This window comes from Streptomyces sp. NPDC029044 (assembly GCF_040637495.1).
GTDB lineage: Bacteria > Actinomycetota > Actinomycetes > Streptomycetales > Streptomycetaceae > Streptomyces.
The window spans coordinates 1-21,627 of record NZ_JBEZWN010000019.1; the positions used below are offsets into that span (position 1 = coordinate 1).

At 71.4% G+C, this 21,627-nt stretch carries 22 protein-coding genes; 7 read left to right on the forward strand and 15 right to left on the reverse strand.

From position 1 onward, the window contains the following. Positions 1–127: 127 nt before the first annotated feature. The gene (locus tag AB0E85_RS17605) at positions 128–1,420 is read right to left on the reverse strand and encodes a S53 family peptidase (RefSeq protein WP_361927629.1); all 1,293 of its coding nucleotides are present in this window, start codon (positions 1,418–1,420) and stop codon (positions 128–130) included. 324 nt (positions 1,421–1,744) lie between these two features. Between AB0E85_RS17605 and AB0E85_RS17610 the strand changes: the two genes are divergently transcribed. The 3 genes from AB0E85_RS17610 to AB0E85_RS17620 all read left to right on the forward strand — a co-directional run bounded on the left by AB0E85_RS17610 (position 1,745) and on the right by AB0E85_RS17620 (position 4,541). Next, the gene (locus tag AB0E85_RS17610; RefSeq protein WP_361927913.1) at positions 1,745–2,425 is read left to right on the forward strand and encodes a trypsin-like peptidase domain-containing protein; all 681 of its coding nucleotides are present in this window, start codon (positions 1,745–1,747) and stop codon (positions 2,423–2,425) included. 170 nt (positions 2,426–2,595) lie between these two features. Continuing rightward, entirely contained in the window at positions 2,596–3,597 is a 1,002-nt protein-coding gene (locus AB0E85_RS17615; protein ID WP_361927632.1) for an NlpC/P60 family protein, read from the forward strand. 245 nt (positions 3,598–3,842) lie between these two features. Further along, complete coding sequence (locus AB0E85_RS17620; RefSeq protein WP_361927634.1) at positions 3,843–4,541, forward strand: phosphatase PAP2 family protein; 699 nt, start codon at positions 3,843–3,845, stop codon at positions 4,539–4,541. A gap of 42 nt (positions 4,542–4,583) precedes the next feature. On the opposite strand, the gene AB0E85_RS17625 is transcribed toward AB0E85_RS17620, so the two are convergent. Both AB0E85_RS17625 and AB0E85_RS17630 read right to left on the reverse strand, forming a co-directional pair. Further along, a complete protein-coding gene (locus AB0E85_RS17625; RefSeq protein WP_361927637.1) occupies positions 4,584–6,140 on the reverse strand; it encodes an FAD-binding oxidoreductase in 1,557 nt (518 codons plus the stop codon). 93 nt (positions 6,141–6,233) lie between these two features. Further along, positions 6,234–6,425 (reverse strand): hypothetical protein, encoded by a 192-nt coding sequence (locus tag AB0E85_RS17630; RefSeq protein WP_361927931.1) that lies wholly within the window; start codon positions 6,423–6,425, stop codon positions 6,234–6,236. Positions 6,426–6,542: 117 nt separating this feature from the next. Here AB0E85_RS17630 and AB0E85_RS17635 point away from each other — a divergent pair, with 117 nt between their 5' ends. After that, the gene (locus AB0E85_RS17635) at positions 6,543–7,394 is read left to right on the forward strand and encodes a hypothetical protein (protein ID WP_361927640.1); all 852 of its coding nucleotides are present in this window, start codon (positions 6,543–6,545) and stop codon (positions 7,392–7,394) included. A gap of 91 nt (positions 7,395–7,485) precedes the next feature. Continuing rightward, positions 7,486–7,653: a hypothetical protein gene (locus AB0E85_RS17640; RefSeq protein ID WP_350705544.1), complete on the forward strand. Its 168-nt coding sequence runs from the start codon at positions 7,486–7,488 to the stop codon at positions 7,651–7,653. A gap of 19 nt (positions 7,654–7,672) precedes the next feature. Here the strand turns inward: AB0E85_RS17640 and AB0E85_RS17645 are convergent, their stop codons facing one another. Then, entirely contained in the window at positions 7,673–8,050 is a 378-nt protein-coding gene (locus tag AB0E85_RS17645) for a metal-sensitive transcriptional regulator (RefSeq protein WP_361927643.1), read from the reverse strand. A 204-nt stretch (positions 8,051–8,254) separates the two neighbouring features. On the opposite strand from AB0E85_RS17645, the gene AB0E85_RS17650 reads away from it, so the two are divergent. Together AB0E85_RS17650 and AB0E85_RS17655 are read left to right on the forward strand one after the other, a co-directional pair. Next, positions 8,255–8,875: a DUF47 family protein gene (locus AB0E85_RS17650; RefSeq protein ID WP_062927701.1), complete on the forward strand. Its 621-nt coding sequence runs from the start codon at positions 8,255–8,257 to the stop codon at positions 8,873–8,875. A 7-nt stretch (positions 8,876–8,882) separates the two neighbouring features. Beyond that, positions 8,883–9,881 (forward strand): inorganic phosphate transporter, encoded by a 999-nt coding sequence (locus AB0E85_RS17655; RefSeq protein WP_161369326.1) that lies wholly within the window; start codon positions 8,883–8,885, stop codon positions 9,879–9,881. 204 nt (positions 9,882–10,085) lie between these two features. Here the strand turns inward: AB0E85_RS17655 and pstB are convergent, their stop codons facing one another. From pstB to AB0E85_RS17710, 11 genes are all read right to left on the reverse strand, one after another. Beyond that, positions 10,086–10,862 carry a phosphate ABC transporter ATP-binding protein PstB gene (pstB, locus tag AB0E85_RS17660; RefSeq protein ID WP_361927647.1) on the reverse strand — a complete coding sequence of 259 codons (777 nt, stop codon included), beginning with the start codon at positions 10,860–10,862 and terminating at the stop codon, positions 10,086–10,088. 69 nt (positions 10,863–10,931) lie between these two features. Further along, positions 10,932–11,993 carry a phosphate ABC transporter permease PstA gene (pstA, locus tag AB0E85_RS17665; RefSeq protein ID WP_361927650.1) on the reverse strand — a complete coding sequence of 354 codons (1,062 nt, stop codon included), beginning with the start codon at positions 11,991–11,993 and terminating at the stop codon, positions 10,932–10,934. Next, positions 11,990–12,991, reverse strand: a complete 1,002-nt coding sequence (gene pstC, locus AB0E85_RS17670; RefSeq protein WP_361927653.1) for a phosphate ABC transporter permease subunit PstC — start codon at positions 12,989–12,991, stop codon at positions 11,990–11,992. Before pstC ends, pstA begins: the two co-directional genes overlap by 4 nt. Before the next feature lie 103 nt (positions 12,992–13,094). Continuing rightward, complete coding sequence (gene pstS / locus AB0E85_RS17675) at positions 13,095–14,222, reverse strand: phosphate ABC transporter substrate-binding protein PstS (RefSeq protein WP_361927655.1); 1,128 nt, start codon at positions 14,220–14,222, stop codon at positions 13,095–13,097. A 246-nt stretch (positions 14,223–14,468) separates the two neighbouring features. Beyond that, positions 14,469–14,903, reverse strand: a complete 435-nt coding sequence (locus tag AB0E85_RS17680; RefSeq protein ID WP_361927658.1) for an NUDIX hydrolase — start codon at positions 14,901–14,903, stop codon at positions 14,469–14,471. 31 nt (positions 14,904–14,934) lie between these two features. Then, complete coding sequence (locus AB0E85_RS17685) at positions 14,935–16,011, reverse strand: CHAD domain-containing protein (RefSeq protein WP_361927661.1); 1,077 nt, start codon at positions 16,009–16,011, stop codon at positions 14,935–14,937. Next, positions 15,992–18,223 carry an RNA degradosome polyphosphate kinase gene (locus AB0E85_RS17690; RefSeq protein ID WP_361927664.1) on the reverse strand — a complete coding sequence of 744 codons (2,232 nt, stop codon included), beginning with the start codon at positions 18,221–18,223 and terminating at the stop codon, positions 15,992–15,994. The genes AB0E85_RS17685 and AB0E85_RS17690 overlap by 20 nt, the downstream gene beginning before the upstream one ends. A 268-nt stretch (positions 18,224–18,491) precedes the next feature. After that, the gene (locus AB0E85_RS17695) at positions 18,492–19,406 is read right to left on the reverse strand and encodes a hypothetical protein (protein WP_361927666.1); all 915 of its coding nucleotides are present in this window, start codon (positions 19,404–19,406) and stop codon (positions 18,492–18,494) included. Then, a complete protein-coding gene (locus AB0E85_RS17700) occupies positions 19,403–20,269 on the reverse strand; it encodes an ABC transporter permease (protein WP_361927669.1) in 867 nt (288 codons plus the stop codon). The genes AB0E85_RS17695 and AB0E85_RS17700 overlap by 4 nt, the downstream gene beginning before the upstream one ends. Next, on the reverse strand, positions 20,266–21,150 hold the full coding sequence (locus AB0E85_RS17705) for an ABC transporter ATP-binding protein (protein ID WP_361927671.1): 885 nt from the start codon (positions 21,148–21,150) through the stop codon (positions 20,266–20,268). Before AB0E85_RS17705 ends, AB0E85_RS17700 begins: the two co-directional genes overlap by 4 nt. Then, complete coding sequence (locus tag AB0E85_RS17710; protein ID WP_361927915.1) at positions 21,147–21,539, reverse strand: GntR family transcriptional regulator; 393 nt, start codon at positions 21,537–21,539, stop codon at positions 21,147–21,149. Before AB0E85_RS17710 ends, AB0E85_RS17705 begins: the two co-directional genes overlap by 4 nt. Positions 21,540–21,627 lie beyond the last annotated feature (88 nt).

The window sequence follows — 21,627 nt, forward strand, 5'->3', positions numbered from 1 at the left end:
ATGGCTCCGGGGCAGGGCGACGGGGCCGCGGCTGGGTTGCCGCGGCCCCTTCGCCGTCGGCCGACCCCGGGCCCCCACGGCCCCGGGTGGCATGTACCGGTGACGGACTGTCACCGGCGGCGAGACGTCAGCCGGTGAAGGCGCCTAGCCCCTCCGGGGTGCCCAGACCGGTCGGACCGTCGTAGCCCGTCCGGGCGGTGCAGAAGTAGCTGGTGGTGCAGCTGCCGTTGCTGCCGCTGGTGACGTCGTTCAGGGCGGAGGTGTTCGCGTAGGGGAACTTGGCCGGGTAGGAGCCGGTGGACGGGGTGCCCGCGAGGGCGTAGACGCTCGCGATGATCGGGGCGGAGGCGCTGGTGCCGCCGTAGGTCGCCCAGCCCTGGCCGTCGGCGCCGTAGGTGTCGTAGACGGAGACGCCGGTCGCCGGGTCGGCGACGGCCGAGACGTCGGCGATCATGCGCCGGGTGCAGCCGGTGTCGGTCTGCCAGGCGGGTTTGGTGTCGTAGGCGGAGCAGCCGGAGCCGGTGCCCTCGGTGCTGCTGGTCCGCCAGACGCTCTCGGTCCAGCCGCGGGCGGTGGAGGAGGCGGTGAGGCTGGTGCCGCCGACGGCCGTCACGTACTTCGACGCCGCCGGGTACTCGGCGCCGTAGCCGGCGTCGCCCGCGCTGACGGTGATGGCGACGCCCGGGTGGTTGAAGTAGGCCGAGTCGTACGAGGCGTCGGAGGAGGACTCGCCGCCGCCGTAGCTGTTGGAGACGTACTTGGCGCCCAGGGCGACGGCCTCGTTGACGGCGGTGCCGAGGTTGGCCATGGTCGCCGACTTCGCCTCGACGAGGGTGATGTGGCAGTTCGGGCAGACGGCGCTCGCCATGTCGAGGTCGAGGGAGATCTCTCCGGCCCAGCCGCTGTCGGCGGTGGGGAGGGCGGTGGTGGAACCGGTCTGGCTCACCTTCTTGAAGCAGCCGTTGGCCGTGGTGCAGGCGGGCAGGCCGTAGTGCGAGCGGTAGGCGGCGAGGTCGGACTCGGCGTTCGGGTCGTCGTAGGCGTCGACGATGGCGATGGTCCGGCCGGAGCCGTTGCTCGTGGCGGCGGAGGAAAGGCCGTAGGCGCTGCGGAGGTCGGTGGGGCCGTAGCCGGAGGGGGAAGTGGCCTCGGCGGTTTTCGCCGAGATGCCGTGCTGCTTCTGGAAGGCGGTGACGCCTCCCGTGACGCGCAGGGCGTTGCAGGCCATCTCGCCCTGGTGGCGGGGCAGGGCGCAGGAACGCGTCCAGGTGACCTTGGAGGTGCTCGTGTCCGCGGCGGCCTGGGCGTGGGCGGCGGTGGCGAGGCCGGTGAGGAGGAGCGCGGCGGTGGCGGTGACGGCGGAGAGCGTGCGGCGCCATCTGCGGCGGGTGGAGGGGGTGTTGTGCGGTGTCGTGCGCAAGGTACAGCCTCCTGGCAATGGTGGGCAGAGGCCTGCGGGTGGGGGAACCGCCGGTGTGTTTCCCGGCGGGGGCGGCGACCCGCGACGACGATGGCTTGTTGGGTACGTGACAACAAGACAGGTGGCGGAATTCTGACCTCCGCATTGCTGAAGGAGACGGGGGGCTTACCGATCGCTGACGGGGCGATGGCCGGGGGATGGGAACGGCTTGACCCGAAGGGCCCGGTACGGAGTGAAGTGCCGCCGGGGTGCCGGTGTCTGACGTGCCTCTCACCTTCGTCCGGCACAGTCGCCCCGGTGAAGCGTGTGCTGGCCGTCGTCGTCATGCTCGTTGCCCTCCTCGCCGTGTCCGGCGCGACCGCCGACGACGGGGGCGGTCCCCTCGGGGTGACCGTCACCGGGCGCGACGCCCGGGTCGGGGTGCTCGTGCCCGCCGCGGGGGGACGGCACTTCTGTACGGCGTCCGTCGTGGACGCCCCGCACCGGAATCTGATCGTCACGGCGGCGCACTGCCTGGCCGGCGGCGGACTGGTCTTCGTGCCGGGGTACCGGGACGGACGCGCGCCCTACGGGGAGTGGACGGTGCGGCGGCGGTTCCTGGCCCGCGGGTGGGCCGAGGGGCGGGACGAGGACAGCGACGTGGGATTCGCCGCGCTCGCGCCCCGGGGCGGGGAGGAGGTCCAGGACGCCGTCGGCGGGAACCGGTTCGTCACCGGCACGGCGACGGGGGCCACCGCGGTGACCGTCACCGGGTACCCCGACGCGCGGGAGACGGCCGTCAGCTGCACCGCCGAGCCGCACGCGCTCAGCCGCACCCAGCAGCGCATCGCGTGCCCCGGGTTCAGCGGCGGCACCAGCGGCAGTCCCTGGGTGAACGGGGACGGGCAGGTCGTCGGGGTCCTCGGCGGGCACGACCAGGGCGGGACGACCCCCGGCGTCTCCTACAGCGTGGTCCTCGGCGCGGAGGCGAAGCGGCTCTACGGGCGGGCCGCGAGGGATGCGTGACGGGCCGTGAACCCGTGCGCCGGGGCGGGGACGCCGCGCTCCGGCCGTGCTGCCCGTGCCGTGGCCCGCTCCTCCGTCCGCCCCGACTCTCCTCCCCGTGATCATTCCCGGGCGTGCCGGCCGCCTCTACACTGACCAACGGACTCCTGGGCGGTGAGGGGCGGTTGACGGTGCGTAAGGCATGGATCGTGGCGAGTGTCGCCATCAGCTCCGCCTTGGCCTTCGTGATGCTGCTCGTCGTGGGGGTCTACCTCGTCGCCGGGAACCTGGCCAACGGTGTGGGTGGCGGGGCGAAGGCGCTGGCCAAGGGAGCGGTGCCCGCCGCGTACGCGGCCCTCGTGCAGAAGTGGGGCAACCTCTGTCCCGCCATCAGCCCCGCCCTGCTCGCCGCGCAGCTCTACCAGGAGAGCGGCTTCAACCCCAGGGCCCAGAGTCACGCCGCCGCGCAGGGCATAGCGCAGTTCATCCCCGGCACGTGGGCCAGTCACGGCATCGACGGTGACGGCGACGGCGACCGTGACGTGTGGGATCCGAAGGACGCGATCCCCTCCGCCGCCTCCTACGACTGCGAACTCGCGTCGTACGTGAAGAAGGTTGGCGGGAATCCGACCGAAAACATGCTGGCCGCCTACAACGCGGGGGCGTACGCGGTGATCAAGTACGGGGGCGTGCCGCCGTACAGCGAGACCCGCAACTACGTGAAGCGGATCACGACGCTCTCGGAGAGCTTCGCGGCGCCGGTCGGGCGGGTCGACCCCTCCGAGCAGGCCGCCGCCGCGATCGAGTACGCGCAGAAGAAGCTCGGCACGCCCTACCTGTGGGGCGGCACCGGCACCGCTGAGCAGGGCGGACGTTTCGACTGCTCGGGGCTGACCCAGGCCGCCTACGAGACCGTGGGCATCAAGCTGCCGCGCGTCGCCAACGACCAGTACAACGCCGGTCCGCACCCCTCGCGGGACGAACTGCTTCCCGGCGACCTCGTGTTCTTCTCGGACGACCTCACCAATTCCCGTGCCATCCGGCATGTCGGCATTTATGTCGGAGGCGGGTACATGATCGACGCGCCCCGGACCGGCGCCGTCATCCGGTTCGACCCGATCGACACCCCCGACTACTTCGGAGCCACCCGCGTCACCGAAGATGGCGCGAAAGCACTGCCCACCACGGTGTGAACCGTGTGTGAACCCACCCCCTGAGCTGCGAAGACGTGTCTCTCTTCGATAACGTCTGCGTGATCATTCGGTGGAGTGTGGAACGTATCGACGGGGACCATGCGTTCCTGGTGACGTAGCCGAGCGGACGTCCATACGGCACGCGTCACGCACGCGTACGGCGGAAGCGGATCTACAACCACGGGGGTGGCAGGAGCGGCGCACGCACAGGTGCGCCGGAGAGACGACGAAGGGGCCGCAGCGCCATGGCTGGACTCGCCGATTCCGGGTCGAACCCTGACGTCGACCTGCTGTACGACATCAATGGCCTGGCCAAGGACGCGCCGGCCTGGTTCGACCGCGTCATGGAGTACGTCGGTGAGTACGGGCTGCTGCTCGCCATCGTCCTGCTCGTGGTGTGGTGCTGGTGGACCGTACGGCGCCGGGGCGACGAGGACGCGGCCTCCACCGTGGCGGCCCTGGTCTGGGCGCCGCTGGCCGCAGGGGTCGCCGTGCTGGTGAACGTGCCCATACGGGGGTTCGTGGAACGGCCCCGGCCGTTCCTGGACCACCAGGGGCTCGAAGTGCTCGTCCAGGGCAAGACCGACTACTCGTTCGTCAGCGACCACGCGACGATCGTCATGGCACTGGCGGTCGGCCTGTTCGTCGCCAACCGGAAGTTCGGGCTCATCGGGCTCGTGCTGGCGTTGTTCGGCGGGTTCATCCGCGTGTACATGGGCGTGCACTACCCGACGGACGTCGTGGGCGGGTTCGCGCTGGGCACGGCCGTGGCGCTGCTGCTGTCGCCGCTCGCCATGGCCCTGCTGACGCCTGTGGTGAAGGCCGTCGAGCGCTCGCCCCGGGTGGGATGGCTGGTGCGCAGCAGAGGGCGGGCCACGGGAGAGGACACGGTGATCCCCGAGGCGCGCAGTGAGCGGACCTCGGAGCGGGACCTCGCCGCGTAACGGCCTCCAGGGAATCAGGGGAATCAGGGGAATCAGGGGTTCTCACAGCGCCTGGGGATACGTGAAGAAGCGGTCGGGGTCGTACCGCTTCTTCAGCTTCGCCAGGCGTGCCGCCGCATCCCCGTAGTACGCCTTGCGCCAGTCGGTCAGGGTCGGGTCCGTGTAGTTCTGGTACGCCGCCCCCGAGGCGTACGGGCGCATCGACTTGTGGGCGGAGGCCAGCCAGTCGCGGGCCGTCGCACCGCTCGTGCCGGCCCGCCACGCCCCGATGTACTGGGCCAGCATCCGCGAGCGGCGGTGGACGAACGCCGTGGACGTGGGGGAGACGCGGTTGACCGCTCCGCCGAGGGCGGTCAGCGCGATGCTGCCCGTGCCGCCGCGCACCGACCCGATCTGCGAGAGCAGCGTGCGGATGCCGGCCGTGGACAGGGAGCGGTCGAAGAAGTCCGACGCCGCCGCGTACGTCTCGCGGCCCAGCGCGCCCTGGGGGGAACGCCCCGGGGTCGAGCCGGGCAGATGGCACTGCGCGTCGGTCGGGAACGAGGAGCAGCCCGCGTAGACCTCCATCGACTCCTCGTACGAGCGGCGCTTCAGGGAGACGCTGCGGGCCGGGGCGCCGACGCTGTCGGCCAGGCGGTCGACGGCGTTCTTCAGCTCGCCGTGGGTGCCCAGGGAGAACGCCGCGACCGAGACGGTCGGGGTGCCGCCCGCGGCGTTCGCCAGGTGCAGGGACGACCAGATCTCGTCGGGCTGCGACGGGCCCCACTCCTGCCAGGCCTTCACCACCGCGGCCGCCCTGGTCCAGGGCCAGGACAGGTACGCCGAGACGCCCTGCGGGGCCGGGTGGGTCGTGAAGTGCAGCTCCGTGACCACGCCGAAGTTGCCGTTGCCGGCGCCGCGCAGGGCCCAGAAGAGGTCCTTGTTCTCCCGGGCGTCGGCGGTGAGCTGCTTGCCGTCGGCGGTGATCAGGGTGGCCCGGGTGAGGCTGTCGCAGGTCAGGCCGTAGGCGCGGGAGACCACGCCGTGGCCGCCGCCGAGGGTGAGGCCCGAGACGCCGACGGTCGGGCACGAACCGGCGGGGATCGTGACGCCCTTGGCGGCCAGGGCCCGGTAGACGTCGATGAGTTTGGCGCCGGCGCCGACCACCGCGGTGGTGCCGGAGGCCCGGACGCGGCTGAGTTTCGAGACGTCGATGATCAGCCGGCCGTCGCCGGAGGACCAGCCCGCGTAGGAGTGGCCGCCGTTGCGGATCGCCACCCGCAGGGCGTGGGTGCGGGCGTAGGCCAGGGTCGTGCGGATGTCCTCCGGGTGGGACACGTACGCGACCGCGGCGGGCTTCAGGCTGTCGAAGCGGGTGTTGTAGAGCTGCCGGGCGGCGGGCCAGTCGGCGTCGCCCGGGCGGACCAGGGGCCCGTCGAGGTCGCGGGCCAGGGCGGACCAGCCGGCGGCGGTGGCCCTCGACGTGGTCGTGGTGCGCGAGGCGTTGGAGGCCGTGGCCCCGGAGCGGCGGTCGCCCGACTGGGTGCAGGCGACGGTGAAGGGGGTCGCGGCCGCGGCGATCGCCGCCGTGCCGGCTGTGAGGATCGTGCGCCGTTCCATGGGGCCTCCCGGTGGTTCCGTCCTGGGAGACGGGCTGGTGGGGGGTCAGGGTTCCATGGTCCGGCCCCGGGCGGAACAGCTGCGCCGCGGGCCTCAAGGAGTCGTGTGCCGCTCCGCGTCCGTGCGGGCCTGGCTTCTGGCTCTTCGTGCCGGGCCGCGCCAGCCGCAGCTGCACCGGGCCATGCAGAAGCGGCCCTTCTCCATGGTCGTCGTGCGGTGTTCCGGGAGGTTGGGGGGAGTTTCCAGCCCGTCCTGCTGCGCCACGGCGACAACGTTACCCAGCACAGGTAAAGGGTTCGTACGGCGGTCGGCGCGGGCTCGCGTGACGGGGGCACAAACCCGTCGTTAACCGGAACAACGAGGGGGCCCGTGACGGACGTACCGGCTGGGGGTAGGCAGGCGATGACTGGGCGGCAGCGCGAACGGCGGCGCGGGCGGGCGGGTGCGGCAATCGTCGCGGCCGCGGTCTTGGCCGGGGCGGGGCTCGGGACCGCGGGGTGCTCCGGGGGTGACGCGGTCGCCGGGGACTCCCGCGGCGGGGACGCGGTCGTGGTGCTGCGGCAGGCCGCCGGCCGGCTGGTGGACGCGGGGAGTTCCAAGGCCCGTACGTCGATGGAGATGGCCGCCGGCGGAACCCGGGTGACCATCCGGGGCGCCGGGGTGTACGACTACCGGAAGCGGATGGGGCAGCTGAAGGTGTTGCTGCCGCAGGACCCCGCGGGAGTCGCCAAGCGCCGGCCGATCACCGAACTGCTCGCTCCGGGTGCGCTGTTCATGAAGAACCGGGGTGCCGGTGTGCCCCCGGACAAATGGGTGCGGGTGGACACGCGGACGCTGTCCGACGGAAACCTCGTCACCGGCGGGGCCACCGACCCGTTCACGGCGGCCGAGGTGCTGCTCGGTACGCGGACGGCGACCTATGTGGGCCGGACGGAGGTCGCGGGAACGGGGGTGCGCCACTACCGGGGGACGGCGGACCTCGCCGACGCGGCCCGGCGGGCGTCGAAGGGGAACGAGGAGCCTCTGAAGGCGGCGGCCGACGGGTTCGCGACCGCCGCGGTGCCGTTCGACGCCTACCTCGACGACGAGGGACGCATCCGCAAGGTCAGGCACCGCTTCAGCTTCCTGAACGGGCAGCAGAAGAGCCCGGTGGCTGTCGCCTCGACGACTCTGCTCTACGATTTCGGGGCCCCGGCGCGCGTACGGCTGCCCGCGGCCGACGACATCTACGCGGGCAGGATCGCCGAGGAGTGACCGGCGCGAACTAGCCCGTCCGTGCCATGCGCGGTGTGTAGGCCGCTCCCTACTCTAGGAAGCCGGTGGCGGCAGAGATGAGGTGATGCACGTGGCTCCGGTCGGCGGTACGGCAGTTCAGGACCACGTGGCCCTCGCCGAGATCGAGCTGTGCGGAGAGCTGATCATCGCGGCCTCGGCCGCCCGGGAGCGGCTCAGCCTGGAGAGCATCGACGAGGTGCTGAAAGTCGCCGAGGAGCGGGACTCCTCCAGGCGCTGATCACGGGGTGGGGCCCGGTTCACGTCCGCAGCATGCGGGCGATCGCCTGGGTCGCCTCCTTCACCTTCGCGTCGATCTCGTCCCCGCCCTTGAGGGCCGCGTCGGCGACGCAGTGCCGCAGGTGCTCCTCCAGGAGCTGGAGGGCGAAGGACTGGAGAGCCTTGGTGGAGGCGGAGACCTGCGTGAGTATGTCGATGCAGTAGACGTCCTCGTCGACCATGCGCTGAAGGCCGCGGATCTGGCCCTCGATGCGGCGCAGGCGCTTGAGGTGTTCGTCCTTCTGCTGGTGGTACCCGTGCACGCCGTGGTCGTGATCGGCCGTCACCTCCGCCCCGGCGGCGTCGGCGGTGCCGGGGGTGACATGTGCGACATGTGTCGTGTCGGTCACGTCCGTCATCGCTTCCTCCTGGTGGACAGCGGGTGAACTGATACCCCTGGTGGGTATATGGTACCGAACTTTGCCGGGTATACGGCCCTGGGAACCGCCCCCGTGCTCATCACTGTGCCCGATGGGCGACACTGGTGGGCGGCCCGATAGCCGTGGCCGGATGATGCGCCTAGCATCAGCCTGACCGAAGCCGAAACACCCCGAGGACCCCACGTGCGCTTTCGTCTGACCCCCAGGGAGACGAGCTTCTACGACATGTTCGCCGCCTCCGCGGACAACATCGTCACGGGCTCGAAGCTCCTGATGGAACTGCTCGGGGCGGACGCATCCGCCCGGGCCGAGATCGCAGAGCGTATGCGGGCAGCGGAACACGCAGGTGACGACGCCACGCACGCGATCTTCCACCAGCTGAACTCCTCCTTCATCACGCCGTTCGACCGCGAGGACATCTACTCCCTCGCCTCGTCGCTCGACGACATCATGGACTTCATGGAGGAGGCCGTCGACCTGGTCGTCCTCTACAACGTCGAGGAACTGCCCAAGGGCGTCGACCAGCAGATCGAGGTGCTGGCGCGCGCGGCCGAGCTCACGGCCGAGGCGATGCCGCACCTGCGGACGATGGAGAACCTCACCGAGTACTGGATCGAGGTCAACCGGCTGGAGAACCAGGCCGACCAGATCCACCGCAAGCTGCTGGCGCACCTCTTCAACGGCAAGTACGACGCCATGGATGTGCTGAAGCTGAAGCAGATCGTGGACGTGCTGGAGGAAGCGGCGGACGCGTTCGAGCACGTGGCGAACACGGTGGAGACCATCGCCGTCAAGGAGTCCTGAGCCCTTCATGGACACCTTTGCTCTGGTCGTGACCATCGCGGTCGCGCTCTTCTTCACGTACACCAACGGCTTCCACGACTCGGCGAACGCGATCGCCACGTCCGTCTCGACGCGGGCGCTGACGCCGAAGGCCGCGCTGGCCATGGCGGCGGTGATGAACCTCGCCGGTGCCTTCATGGGCTCCGGGGTCGCCAAGACCGTCAGCGAGGGGCTGATCCAGACGCCGACCGGCTCCAAGGGGATGGGCATCCTCTTCGCCGCGCTGGTGGGCGCGATCGTCTGGAACCTCATCACCTGGTACTTCGGGCTGCCGTCCTCCTCCTCGCACGCGCTGTTCGGCGGCATGGTCGGGGCGGCGCTGGCCGGCGGGACGACGGTCTACTGGAGCGGGGTGCTGGAGAAGGTCGTCATCCCGATGTTCGTGTCTCCGGTGGTCGGCATGCTGGCCGGTTACCTCGTGATGACCGCGATCCTGTGGATATTCAGGAAGGCCAACCCGCACAAGGCCAAGCGCGGGTTCCGCATCGCGCAGACCGTCTCGGCGGCCGGCATGGCGCTGGGGCACGGTCTTCAGGACGCGCAGAAGACGATGGGCATCGTGGTGATGGCGCTCGTCATCGCCGATGTCGAGGACTACGGCGACCCGATTCCGATCTGGGTCAAGGTCGCCTGTGCGGTGATGCTGTCGCTGGGGACGTACGCCGGCGGCTGGCGGATCATGCGGACGCTGGGGCGGAAGATCATCGAGCTGGACCCGCCGCAGGGTTTCGCGGCGGAGACGACCGGCGCGTCGATCATGTTCACCACGGCGTTCCTGTTCAAGGCGCCGATCTCGACGACGCACGTGATCACCTCGGCGATCATGGGCGTGGGGGCGACCAAGCGCGTGAACGCAGTGCGCTGGGGTGTCGCCAAGAACATCATCCTGGGGTGGTTCATCACGATGCCGGCTGCGGCGCTTGTGGCTGCGGCGTCTTTCGGGATCGTGAATCTGGCGTTCCTGTAGTGCTCGGCGTCGGGGCTGAAAGCGGGGGCGTTGCGCAGCTCGGCGCGACGAGGTGCCGCTCTCAGTGGGTCGGGAGCCGCCCTTAGCGGCACGCATGCCCGCAGCTGAGCGCCAAAAGGCCCGCCCCTGGGAGAGGGGCGGGCCCTTTTTCGGCCTCGCGGTGGCACCGCCATGCAGCACCGCGAGGAGTCGGCGGGGTCCGGCTCAGCCGAAGCGGCCGGAGATGTAGTCCTCCGTGGCCTGGACCGACGGGTTGGAGAAGATCCGCTCCGTGTCGTCGATCTCGATGAGCTTGCCGGGCTGGCCGACCGCCGCGAGGTTGAAGAACGCCGTGCGGTCGGAGACGCGGGCCGCCTGCTGCATGTTGTGCGTCACGATGACGATGGTGAAGCGTTCCTTGAGCTCGCCGATCAGGTCCTCGATCGCGAGCGTGGAGATCGGGTCGAGCGCCGAGCAGGGCTCGTCCATGAGCAGGACGTTCGGCTCGACCGCGATCGCCCGCGCGATGCACAGACGCTGCTGCTGGCCACCGGACAGGCCCGAGCCGGGCTTGTTCAGACGGTCCTTGACCTCGTTCCAGAGGTTCGCGCCCTTGAGGGAGCGCTCGACGATGTCCGAGAGCTCGCTCTTCTTGTAGTTGCCGTTCAGCCGCAGGCCCGCCGCCACGTTGTCGAAGATCGACATGGTGGGGAACGGGTTCGGCCGCTGGAACACCATGCCGACCTCGCGGCGGACCGACACCGGGTCGATGCCCGTGCCGTAGAGGTCCTCGTCGTCGAGGAGCACCTTGCCCTCGACCCGGCCGCCCGAGGTCACCTCGTGCATCCGGTTCAGCGTGCGCAGGAACGTCGACTTGCCGCAGCCGGAGGGCCCGATGAACGCCGTCACCGAGCGCGGCTCGACGGTCATCGAGATGTCCTCGATCGCCTTGTGGGAGCCGTAGAAGGCGGTCAGTCCGCTTACGTCGATTCGCTTGGCCATTACTTCTTCACTTCCAAAGTCTGGGGGTCGCTGTGTGGCCCCGCGCGGCGGTAGCCGCAGATTGACGCTTTAGCGACCGGTCTTCGGGGCCTTCCAGCGGGCGATCCCGCGGGCCACCAGATTCAGGATCATCACGAAGGCGATCAGGGTGAGCGAGGCCGCCCAGGCGCGGTCGTACGCCGCACCGGAGCCCGCGCTGTTCGCGTACTGCTGGTAGATGTACAGCGGCAGCGAGGCCTGCGCCCCCTCGAAGGGGTTGGCGTTGATGAACGCGTTGCCCCACACCAGCAGCAGGACCGGGGCGGTCTCACCGGTGATACGGGCGATCGAGAGCATGATGCCCGTGGTGATGCCGCCGATGGAGGTCGGCAGGACCACCTTCAGGATGGTGCGCCACTTGGGGACGCCGAGCGCCAGGGAGGCCTCGCGCAGCTCGTTCGGGACGAGCTTGAGCATCTCCTCCGTGGAGCGGACGACGACCGGCATCATCAGGATGGCCAGGGCCAGCGATCCGGCGAAGCCGAAGGGCTCCATGTCGAACATCAGCATGAGGCTGAGGATGAACAGACCCGCGACGATCGACGGGATGCCGGTCATGACGTCGACGAAGAACGTGATGGCCTTGGAGAGGTTCCCCCGGCCGTACTCGACGAGGTAGATCGCGGTGAGCACGCCGATCGGCGCGGCGATCAGCGTGGCGAGACCGACCTGCTCCAGGGTGCCGAGGATGGCGTGGTAGATGCCGCCGCCGGGCTCGGTGTCGGCGACGACGCCCATGGAGTGCGTCAGGAAGTAGACGTCGAGGACCTTCACACCGCGCACGACGGTCGACCAGACCAGCGAGGCCAGCGGCACGACGGCGAGCAGGAAGGCGACCCAGACGAGAGAGGTCGCGATGCGGTCCTTGGCCTGCCGCTTGCCCTCGACACCCGCGGCGATGGCATAGGTGCCGACGACGTACAGGATCGCGGCGATCAGGCCCCACTGGACGCGGCTGTGCAGGCCGCCGACGAGGCCGATGCCGACCGCGAGGGCGATCGAGCCGGCGGCGATGGCGTACGGGGACCACTTGGGCAGCCGGGCGCCGCGCAGGGTGCTGGGGCCCTTCGGGGTGATGGTCGCGGTGCTCATGCGTTGGCCCCCGAGTACTCCTTGCGGCGGGCGATGATCGCGCGGGCCGCGCCGTTGACCAGCAGGGTGATGACGAACAGGACCAGACCGGAGGCGATCAGCGCGTCCCGGCCGAACTCGGTGGCCTCACCGAACTTGCTGGCGATGTTCTGGGCGAACGTGCCGCCGCCCGGGTCGAGCAGGCTGGCCTGGATGTCGAAGGTCGGCGAGAGCACCGTGGCGACGGCCATGGTCTCGCCGAGTGCGCGGCCGAGGCCGAGCATCGACGCGGAGATGACACCGGAGCGGCCGAAGGGGATGACCGCCATGCGGATCACCTCCCAGCGGGTGGCGCCGAGCGCCAGGGCCGCCTCCTCGTGCATCTGCGGGACCTGGCGGAAGACCTCGCGGCTCACGTTGGTGATGATCGGCAGGATCATGATCGCGAGCAGGATGCCGACGGTCAGCATCGAGCGGGGGGCGCCGCCCTCCCACGAGAAGACGCCGGTCCAGCCGAGGTAGTCGTTCAGCCAGCCGAAGAGACCGTTCATGTGCGGCACGAGGACGAGGGCGCCCCACAGGCCGTAGACGATGGACGGCACGGCGGCGAGCAGGTCGATGACGTACGCGATGGGGCCGCGCATCCGGCGTGGGGCGTAGTGCGTGAGGAACAGCGCGATGGCGACGGCGACCGGGACCGCGATGACCATGGCGACGATCGAGGAGACGACCGTGCCGAAGGCCAGGACGGCGATGCCGAAGTTCGGCGGGACGAGGTTGGTGTCCCACTGGAAGGTCGTGAGGAAGTTGCCCTGGTCCTTGCTGATCGCGAGGGAGGCGCGGTAGGTGAGGAAGACCGCGATCGCGGCCATGATCACCAGCAGCAGGATGCCGGAGCCGCGGGAGAGACCGAGGAAGATGCGGTCTCCGGGCCGGGTGGCCCCGCGCGCGGCGCGCTTGTCGACGGTCGGCTGCTGAGCGGGGGGAGGTGTGTCGGTTATCTGTGTGGGTGTGCCCATCGGGTTCTCCGGTCTGCGGAGCCGTACGCGGGGTACGGCCACTGGCGGCGGTGCACCGGACGGTGCGGCCCGGTCCCCGGGAGGGAACCGGGCCGCACTCGGGTCAGCTCAGGCCCTCGATGGTGGTACGGACCTGGGAGATGATGTCGGCGGGGATCGGCGCGTAGTCGTTCTCGGCGAGGATCTTCTGGCCGTCCTCGGAGGCGATGTAGCGCAGGAACGCCTTGGTGCCGGGCAGCGTGTCGGACTTGTTGCCCTTGTCGCAGACGATCTCGTAGGTGACGAGGACCATCGGGTAGGCGCCCTCGGCCTTGGTGCCGTAGTTCAGCTCCAGGGCGAGGTCCTTGCCCGTGCCGACGACCTTGGCCTCGGAGATCGCCTTGGTGGCGTTCTCGACGGTGGCCTTGACCGGCTGGGCGGCACCCGTGTCGAGGTCGACGGTCTTCAGGCCGTCCTTGGCGTACGACAGCTCGAAGTAGCCGATGGCGCCGTTGGTCTGCTTCACCTGCTGGGCGACACCGGAGGAGCCGGAGGCGGACTGGCCGCCCTTGGCCTGCCAGGTCTTGCCGCCGTCGTAGGGCCAGTCCTTCTTGGCGGTGGCCATCAGGTACTTGGTGAAGTTGTCCGTGGTGCCGGAGTCGTCCGAGCGGTGGAACGCCTGGATCTTGAGGTCCGGGAGCTTCGCGTCCGGGTTCAGCTTCTTGATCGCCGGGTCGTTCCAGTTGGTGATCTGGTTGTTGAAGATCTTCGCCAGGGTCGCGGCGTCCAGGACCAGGTTGTCCACGCCGTCGACGTTGTAGCCGACCGCGATCGGGCCGCCGACCATCGGCAGGTCGATGCCCTGGCCGCCGGAGCAGACCTTCTTGGACGCGGTGACCTCGTCGGGCTTCAGCGCGGAGTCGGAGCCGGCGAAGGCGACCTGGCCCTGGGTGAACGCGGTGACACCGGCGCCGGAGCCGCCGCCCTTGTAGTTGATCTGGACGCCCTGGCAGGCGGCGGTGAACTGCTTGACCCAGGCGTCGATCGCGTTCTTCTGCGCGGACGAGCCGTCGGCCAGCAGCTGGCCCTTGGCGTCGTCGCACTTGACGTTGCTCGGCGCGGCGGCGTTGGAGGAACCGCCGTTGGCACCGCCGCCGGTGTCGTCGGAGCCGCACGCCGTGAGGGCCAGGGCGCCGGAGACGGCGAGAGCACCGAGAGCGAGGGCCCGCCGGTTCATGCGCTGAAGCTTCACTTGAGTTCCTTCCAGGAGCCGCCGTCCTGATCGGCGGCGTGCGAAGTCTGAGTGATGCGGACGCGGTCGCGCGCTGCGGGCGCGGCTCGCGTCGGTAAGGCCGAAATTAGGCAGATCAGGTGAAGCCGCCGATGGCCGCACATGAACGAGGGGTGAACCCCTGCCTAAGGCCTGGTTAGGTCACGGAATGCTCACGGGGAGAGCGCGTCGGCCTTCCGCTTTTGCTGACGAAAGGGGATCTTCCGGTCAGCCGGCCGTCCGGGGCCGGTGCAGCACGGCGAGCAGCTCGTCCACCAGGGGCCGGTCGTGGGGCTGGGTGAGACGGTCCCGGGCATCGGCGGGATCCAGCCACAGGACCCGGTCGACTTCGTCCGTCGGTGAGAACGCGCAGGACACGGCCTCGGCCGCCCAGTAGCGGACCTTCTTGGGGCGGCCGCCCGCGCGATAGCGCTGGGTGGACAGCTCGGGTCCCGGCAGGGCGCGGCAGCCCGTCTCCTCCGCCACCTCGCGCAGCGCGCCCGCGAGTGCCTCCTCGCCGCGCTTCAGTTTCCCCTTCGGCCACGACCAGTCGTCGTATTTCGGCCGGTGAACGAGGCAGAGCTCCGGCTCGCCGGTGGCGGGGGCGCGGCGCCACAGGACGCAGCCCGCCGCCTGAACCGTGGTGTCCTTGGGGGTGCTCACCGGTTTCACCGCCTCCTGGTGCCGGGCCCGGTCATGACGCGCCGACGGTCTCCTTCTGCCAGGCCTGCTGGAACGCGAAACGCGCCGCCTCCACCTCGTGCCGCTGGTCGGCGTGGAGCACGCCGAGGGCGTAGGCCGTGGCCGGTGCGATGCGCGGGGTGCGGGCGGCCTGGGCCGCCGACGCCGACGCCTCCGAGGCGTCGCGGTGCCGGTTCAGGGCCTGGCCGGCGGCGAGCAGCCGCAGGTCGACCACGGCGTTGCCCTGGGGGCCGCTGAGGGCCTCGCGGGCGTAGCGGTGCAGGCGCAGCAGCAGACGGACCTGGTGCCACGGCGCGTCCTGCGGGTGCGGGACGGTGTCCGGGGACAGGCCGTGGACGAGGGCCGCGGCGTTGTACGGGTGTCCCGCGACGACGAGGGGCAGCGCGGTCACGGCGTCGGCGAGACGGTCCTGGGCCGCGGTGGAGAGGGGGCGCAGGTCGGTGGTGCCGGCGGTCTTGGCGAGCGGGACCTCGCTGGCCAGCACCGCGACCTTGTCCGCGACGGCGTGGAAGCGGCTGCTGCCCAGGGCCTGAAGGGCCGTGGAGTGGGCCCGGGTGCGGGCGAGCGTCAGCTGCCGGTCGAGCAGGGCCCCCGCCTTGGCCGCCCCCACCGTCAGGTTGCCGCGTTCCTGGGCGGGCGCACCGGCCTTGGCGGGCGGTGCCGCCGCTGCCCGTGCACTCGCCTGGGCCGGGAACGCCGCCGAGCCCGACAGGCGGTGCAGGGCCGCCAACAGCCGTTCCAGTCGGGCCGTGTACGCGTGCTCCATCGCCAGCGTCCCCGACACCCAGGCCAGTTCGGGGCGCATCGCCTCGCACCAGTCCGAGTCGAGGAGGGGCTGGAAGGTGTGCAGGCTGGCGCTGATGCGGCGGGCCGAGCGGCGCAGGGCGCGGGCCGCCTCGGCGGACCCCTCCGAGCCGTTGGGCCCCGACCCCGTCTTCCGGTGCAGGCGCAGCGCGCGGAGGAACTCCGTGGCCTGGGCCCGCAGGTAGCCCGCGAGGGCGTCACCGGTGGGGGCGGGCCCGGCGTGCCTGGACCGGGGATCGGTCGGGTCAAGGTGTTGCTGTGCCACGCCGGCGCCTCCGGGCGTCTATGAGCATCTCCTGGACGTTGCGCAGGGGTTGTCCGTCCGCGTCGGTCGCATGCCGGGTCCAGTCGCCGTCCGGGCCGAGGTGCCAGGAGGCGGTGGAGTCGGACATGCCGGTCTCCAGCAGCCGGTTCAGGGCCGCCCGGTGGGCCGGGTCGGTGACCCGGACGAGGGCCTCTATCCGGCGGTCGAGGTTGCGGTGCATCATGTCGGCGCTGCCGAACCACACCTCGGGCTCGCCGCCGTTGCCGAAGGCGAAAACCCGGGAGTGCTCCAGGAAACGGCCGAGGATCGAGCGGACCCGGATGTTCTCCGACAGGCCCGCCACGCCCGGGCGCACCGCGCAGATGCCGCGCACCCAGATGTCCACCGGCACGCCCGCCTGGGCCGCGCGGTAGCAGGCGTCGATGACGGCCTCGTCGACCATCGAGTTGACCTTGATGCGGACGTACGCGGGCCGCCCCGCGCGGTGGTGCTGGACTTCCTTGGTGATCCGCGAGACCAGGCCGTCGCGCAGCGACTTGGGCGCCACGAGCAGCCGGCGGTAGGTCTCCCGGCGCGAGTAGCCGGACAGGCGGTTGAAGAGGTCCGAGAGGTCGGCGCCGACCTGCGGGTCGGCCGTGAGCAGGCCGAGGTCCTCGTAGAGGCGGGCCGTCTTCGGGTGGTAGTTGCCGGTGCCGACGTGGCTGTAGCGGCGGAGCGTCTCGCCCTCCTGGCGGACCACCAGCGACAGCTTGCAGTGGGTCTTCAGGCCGACCAGGCCGTAGACCACGTGGCAGCCGGCCTCCTCCAGTTTGCGGGCCCACTTGATGTTGGCGTGCTCGTCGAAGCGGGCCTTGATCTCGACCAGGACCAGCACCTGCTTGCCGGTCTCGGCGGCCTCGATGAGCGCGTCGACTATCGGGGAGTCACCGGAGGTGCGGTACAGCGTCTGCTTGATCGCGAGGACGTCCGGGTCGCCGGCCGCCTGCTCCAGGAAGGCCTGGACGGAGGTGGAGAACGAGTCGTACGGGTGGTGCAGCAGCACGTCCCGCTCGCGCAGCGCGGCGAAGATGTCCGGCGCGGACGCCGACTCGACCTCGGCGAGGTCCCGGTGGGTGCCGGCGACGAACTTGCGGTACTTCAGCTCCGGCCGGTCCAGGGAGGCGATCCGGAACAGGCCCGTGAGGTCCAGCGGGCCCGGCAGCGGGTACACCTCGGCCTCGCTGATCTTCAGCTCGCGCACCAGCAGGTCCAGGACCTCGCGGTCGATGGACTCCTCGACCTCCAGGCGCACCGGCGGGCCGAAGCGGCGCCGCATGAGCTCCTTCTCCAGCGCCTGGAGGAGGTTCTCGGCGTCGTCCTCCTCGACCTCCAGGTCCTCGTTGCGGGTGAGGCGGAAGGCGTGGTGCTCCAGGACCTCCATGCCCGGGAACAGCTCCTCCAGGTGGGCGGCGATGACGTCCTCGATGGGGACGTAGCGGCCCGGGGAGCTCTCCAGGAAGCGGGACAGCAGCGGCGGCACCTTCACCCGGGCGAAGTGCTTGTGGCCCGTGACCGGGTTGCGCACGACGACGGCCAGGTTCAGCGACAGGCCGGAGATGTACGGGAAGGGGTGCGCCGGGTCGACCGCCAGCGGGGTCAGCACGGGGAAGATCTGGTGCCGGAACAGCGTGAACAGGCGGGCCTGCTCCTTCTCCTGCAACTCGTTCCAGCGGACCAGGTGGATGCCCTCCTCCGCGAGTGCGGGGGCGACGTCCTCGTGGTAGCAGGCGGCGTGCCGGGCCATGAGTTCCCGCGAGCGGGCCCAGATCATCTCCAGCACCTCGCGGGGCTGGAGGCCGGAGGCGGAGCGGGTGGCCACGCCGGTGGCGATGCGGCGCTTCAGACCGGCCACCCGGACCATGAAGAACTCGTCCAGGTTGCTGGCGAAGATCGCCAGGAAGTTGGCCCGCTCCAGCAGGGGCGTGTTCGGGTCCTCGGCGAGTTCGAGCACGCGCTCGTTGAACGCGAGCCAACTGCGCTCCCGGTCGAGGAAGCGGCCCTGCGGCAGCTGGGGCCCGTCGTACGGCGACTCCTCGTACGCGTCGAGGTCGGCGTCGATGTCCGGTTCCAGATCGGAGACCGCCGCTGCCACCGTGTGGGGGCGGTGGGCTGCGATGGAGCCCACGGAGGGCTGCGCGTGCTGGACCTGTGCCTGGGTGTTCGGCTGGCTCATGGACCCATTCTTCCGCGCCGCGAGCATCACGGGCGCGTCGGACAGCGCGGGCGGGAGCGGGGGTGCCACATGAGTGCTCCCGTTTCCCTCGGGACCCTCACGGGGCGGGGAAGGCTCTGGCACGGCGGGATTCATTGGCCGAGCTTCGCAAGCCCGTCTGAATCAATGGTTACGGAGACATGACGTGCGGGACACCGGGGGGCGGCTCGCGAGGGGTCCACGGGCGGTCCGCGCGTCCATCCCCCCGTGGAAGGACGCGCGGACCGGTTCAGGGGAGGCGGCGGGCCAGCAGGACGAAGGCGGCGGCCGTCGCGGTGGCGGCCACGGCCAGGAGCAGGCCGGTCTCCACGTACTGAAGCGGCCAGAAGTGGGACTCCGGGTGGAAGGTCGCCCGGGTGACCGGGACGCCGTTCACGGGGGAGTCGGCCCAGGACACCTGGAGGGCGGAGCGGGGCAGTTCGAAGCCGCCGGCCTCGGTGCGGGTGACCACCGGCCAGAGGTCCTCGCGGTGTCGTTCCAGGAGGCCGTGCAGGAGCAGGGAGGCCGCGAGGGCCACTCCCGCGGCGGGCAGGGCCCGGCGCCACACCAGTCCGGCCAGGGCCCCGAGGGCGAGGCCGGCCAGGGCGTAGGCCACGGCCACCGGGCCGGTCGACACGAACACGTCCGGGTAGTACCAGTCGCCGGCCAGGTTCGGGTTGCCGTCCCCGCGCGCCCAGACGTTCACCGCGACGAGTGCGCCCGCGCCGGCGGTGAGCAGCGCGGCCGGGACGGCGAGCTCGGCGGCCAGCCAGCGGGCCGGGGTGACCGACTGGGTCCAGGCCAGCCGGGCGGTGCCGCTCTCCAGCTCGCGGCCGATGAGGGCGCCGCCGGCCCAGGCGGCCACCGGGAACATCGCCCAGGACAGCACGGTGGCGATCACCGAGAGGCCGCTCGCGTACGTCTCGTCGACGGTGATCGCCTCGACGGCCGCGCAGGACGGCAGCCGGTCGGTCGGGGGTGTGGCGCAGGCGCTGTTCCCGGCCCGGGCCTCGTCCCCGAGGGAGTGCAGCCAGATCAGCGCGGTCGTCGCGGCGGCCAGGAGCAGGAGCGCCAGGGCGAGGGCCGTGCGGTGCGTGCGCGCGACCGTACGGACCAGGCCGCCCGGGCGGCCCGCGGGCGCCGGGGCCGTGCCGAGGGCGGTCATGCGGCCGCTCCCGTGCGGCGGCGCAGCAGGGCGAACGAGGCGGCGGTCGCCAGGGCGGCGACGGCCAGGACGATGCCGGTCTCCACGAGCTGGAGGGGCCAGAAGTGGGAGGCCGGGTGCTCGTGCATCAGGACGGGTGTCCCGGGGGGCGTCGGCCACAGGTGCGGGCGCACTTCGTCGAGCACGTAGATGAGCGCCGTGACGGCCAGGGCCGCGGCGGCGAGGGCGGGCAGCGCCCGGCCCACCACCAGGCCGGCCAGGACGCCGAGGGCGAGGGCGGCGAGGGGCTGGGCGGTGGCGAGGGTGCCGTTGGCTTCGAAGACGCTGTCGTCATGCCACTCGTGCCAGCCCACGGAGCGGGTCACATGGCTGTCGGACGCCCACAGCGTCCGGTGCAGCAGGGTGATCGCGAGCGTGCCCGTCACGAGCAGCAGGGCCGGGACGGCGAGCTTGGCGGCCAGCCAGCGGGCCGGGGTGACCGACTGGGTCCAGGCCAGCCGGGCGGTGCCGCTCTCCAGCTCGCGGCCGATGAGCGCACCGCCCGCCCAGGCCCCGGTGAGCACGGGCAGGACGGCGAGGAGCCCGGAGGCGCACGCCACGACGGTCTCGTACCGGCCGTGCGCGGGCCCGGGGAGATCACACCCGAGGCCGGGGCTGTCCCCGCCGCAGCCCGACGCCCGGTACTCCGCCCAGGCGCTGTCCGCCCCCGGCCCGAGCGCCCACAGCAGCGCCCCGGCGGCCACCGCCACCAGTCCCAGCCAGAACAGCAGGGCGGAGCGGTGTACCCGGAGCACGGCCAGGAACAGGCCGCGCGGCTCCGGGAAGCGCCGGGCGGCGGGTGACCCGACGGTCGCGGCGCTCATACGGCGGCCTCCCGCTGGTCGAGCAGGAGCGGCGGGGCCTCGGGGGAGCGCAGGTGCGCCAGGACGACCTCCTCCAGGGAGGGGCGGTCGCCCCGGACCCCGTCGCCGAGGGGACCCGCGGGCCGGACCAGGGCGGTCAGCTGGCGGCCGGTGGTGCGGGACTCGACCACGGTGTGCGGATCCAGGGCGTCGCCGGCCCGGCCGGTGACCAGGGTGTGGGCGGCGAGCAGGTCGTCCAGCGGTCCGGCGAGACGGACGCGGCCGCCGCCGAGCAGCAGCAGGTGGTCGCAGGAGCCCTCCAGCTCCGCCACCACGTGCGAGGACATGACAACCGTGGTGCCGCGGTCGGCGGCGTCGGCCATGAGCGCGGCCATCAGCTGGTGCCGGGCGAGGGGGTCGAGGTCGGCCATCGGCTCGTCCAGGAGCAGCAGGTCGGGGCGCTTGCCGAGAGCCAGGGCGAGTGCCACACGGGTGCGCTGGCCGCCGGAGAGGGAGCGGATCCTCGCACCCGGGTCGAGGTCGCCCTCCGCGACGATCCGCTCGGCTGCCTCGGCGTCCCAGCGGCGGGGGTTGAGGTCGCGGCCCAGGCGCAGGGTGCCGGTGATGGTGAGCTGGGGGTACAGGGGCTTGTTCTGCGCGACGTGGGCGAGGCGCTCGCGGGATGCCGCCGGGGCCTGGCCGAGCACGGTGATCGAGCCGTCGGTGGGCCGCAGCAGCCCGGCCGCCAGGGCGAGCAGGGTGGACTTGCCGGCGCCGTTCGGGCCGACGACGGCGCACACGCGGCCCCTCGGTATGCGGAAGGAGCAGCCGTCCAGGGCCGGCTTGCGGCGGCGCCCGAACCTCCTGCCCAGTGCCGCCGCCTCGATGGCGGTGTCGGTCATGCGTCCCCCTTGGAGTCTGCGAAGTGCGCGTCGAGTACGGAAGTGAAGAGGGCGGCCACGTCGTCGCGCTCCAGACCGGCCGCGCGGGCCCGGACCGCCCAGGCGTCCAGCTCCGTGCGGAGGGGGGAGTCGGCGGGAGCCGCGCCCAGGGACTTGCGGACGAACGTGCCGAGTCCGCGGCGGGCCTCGACCAGGCCCTCGCGCTCCAGTTCCCGGTAGGCCTTCAGGACCGTGTTGGGGTTGATGGCGGTGGCCTCCACGACCTCGCGGGCCGTGGGGAGTCTGTCGCCCGGCTCCAGCAGGCCCAGGCGCAGGGCCTGCTTGGTCTGCTGGACGATCTGGACGTAGGTGGCCACGCCGCTGCGCCGGTCGATGCGGTACTCGACCACTGCTTGAACCACCCTTTCACTAATGAAGTAGTGAAAGGGTGGTGGAGCGGATCGGCAAAGTCAAGCGTGCTGTCGTGAACCGTTCGGG

Excerpts from the sequence above, each read along its gene's own strand:
- AB0E85_RS17610 (WP_361927913.1), top strand. The coding sequence starts at position 1,745 with ATGCTCGTTGCCCTCCTCGCCGTGTCCGGCGCGACCGCCGACGACGGG.
- AB0E85_RS17620 (WP_361927634.1), top strand. The coding sequence starts at position 3,843 with ATGGCTGGACTCGCCGATTCCGGGTCGAACCCTGACGTCGACCTGCTG.
- AB0E85_RS17625 (WP_361927637.1), bottom strand. The coding sequence starts at position 6,140 with ATGGAACGGCGCACGATCCTCACAGCCGGCACGGCGGCGATCGCCGCG.
- AB0E85_RS17635 (WP_361927640.1), top strand. The coding sequence starts at position 6,543 with ATGACTGGGCGGCAGCGCGAACGGCGGCGCGGGCGGGCGGGTGCGGCA.
- AB0E85_RS17645 (WP_361927643.1), bottom strand. The coding sequence starts at position 8,050 with ATGACGGACGTGACCGACACGACACATGTCGCACATGTCACCCCCGGC.
- AB0E85_RS17655 (WP_161369326.1), top strand. The coding sequence starts at position 8,883 with ATGGACACCTTTGCTCTGGTCGTGACCATCGCGGTCGCGCTCTTCTTC.
- pstB (WP_361927647.1), bottom strand. The coding sequence starts at position 10,862 with ATGGCCAAGCGAATCGACGTAAGCGGACTGACCGCCTTCTACGGCTCC.
- pstA (WP_361927650.1), bottom strand. The coding sequence starts at position 11,993 with ATGAGCACCGCGACCATCACCCCGAAGGGCCCCAGCACCCTGCGCGGC.
- pstC (WP_361927653.1), bottom strand. The coding sequence starts at position 12,991 with ATGGGCACACCCACACAGATAACCGACACACCTCCCCCCGCTCAGCAG.
- AB0E85_RS17690 (WP_361927664.1), bottom strand. The coding sequence starts at position 18,223 with ATGAGCCAGCCGAACACCCAGGCACAGGTCCAGCACGCGCAGCCCTCC.
- AB0E85_RS17695 (WP_361927666.1), bottom strand. The coding sequence starts at position 19,406 with ATGACCGCCCTCGGCACGGCCCCGGCGCCCGCGGGCCGCCCGGGCGGC.
- AB0E85_RS17700 (WP_361927669.1), bottom strand. The coding sequence starts at position 20,269 with ATGAGCGCCGCGACCGTCGGGTCACCCGCCGCCCGGCGCTTCCCGGAG.
- AB0E85_RS17705 (WP_361927671.1), bottom strand. The coding sequence starts at position 21,150 with ATGACCGACACCGCCATCGAGGCGGCGGCACTGGGCAGGAGGTTCGGG.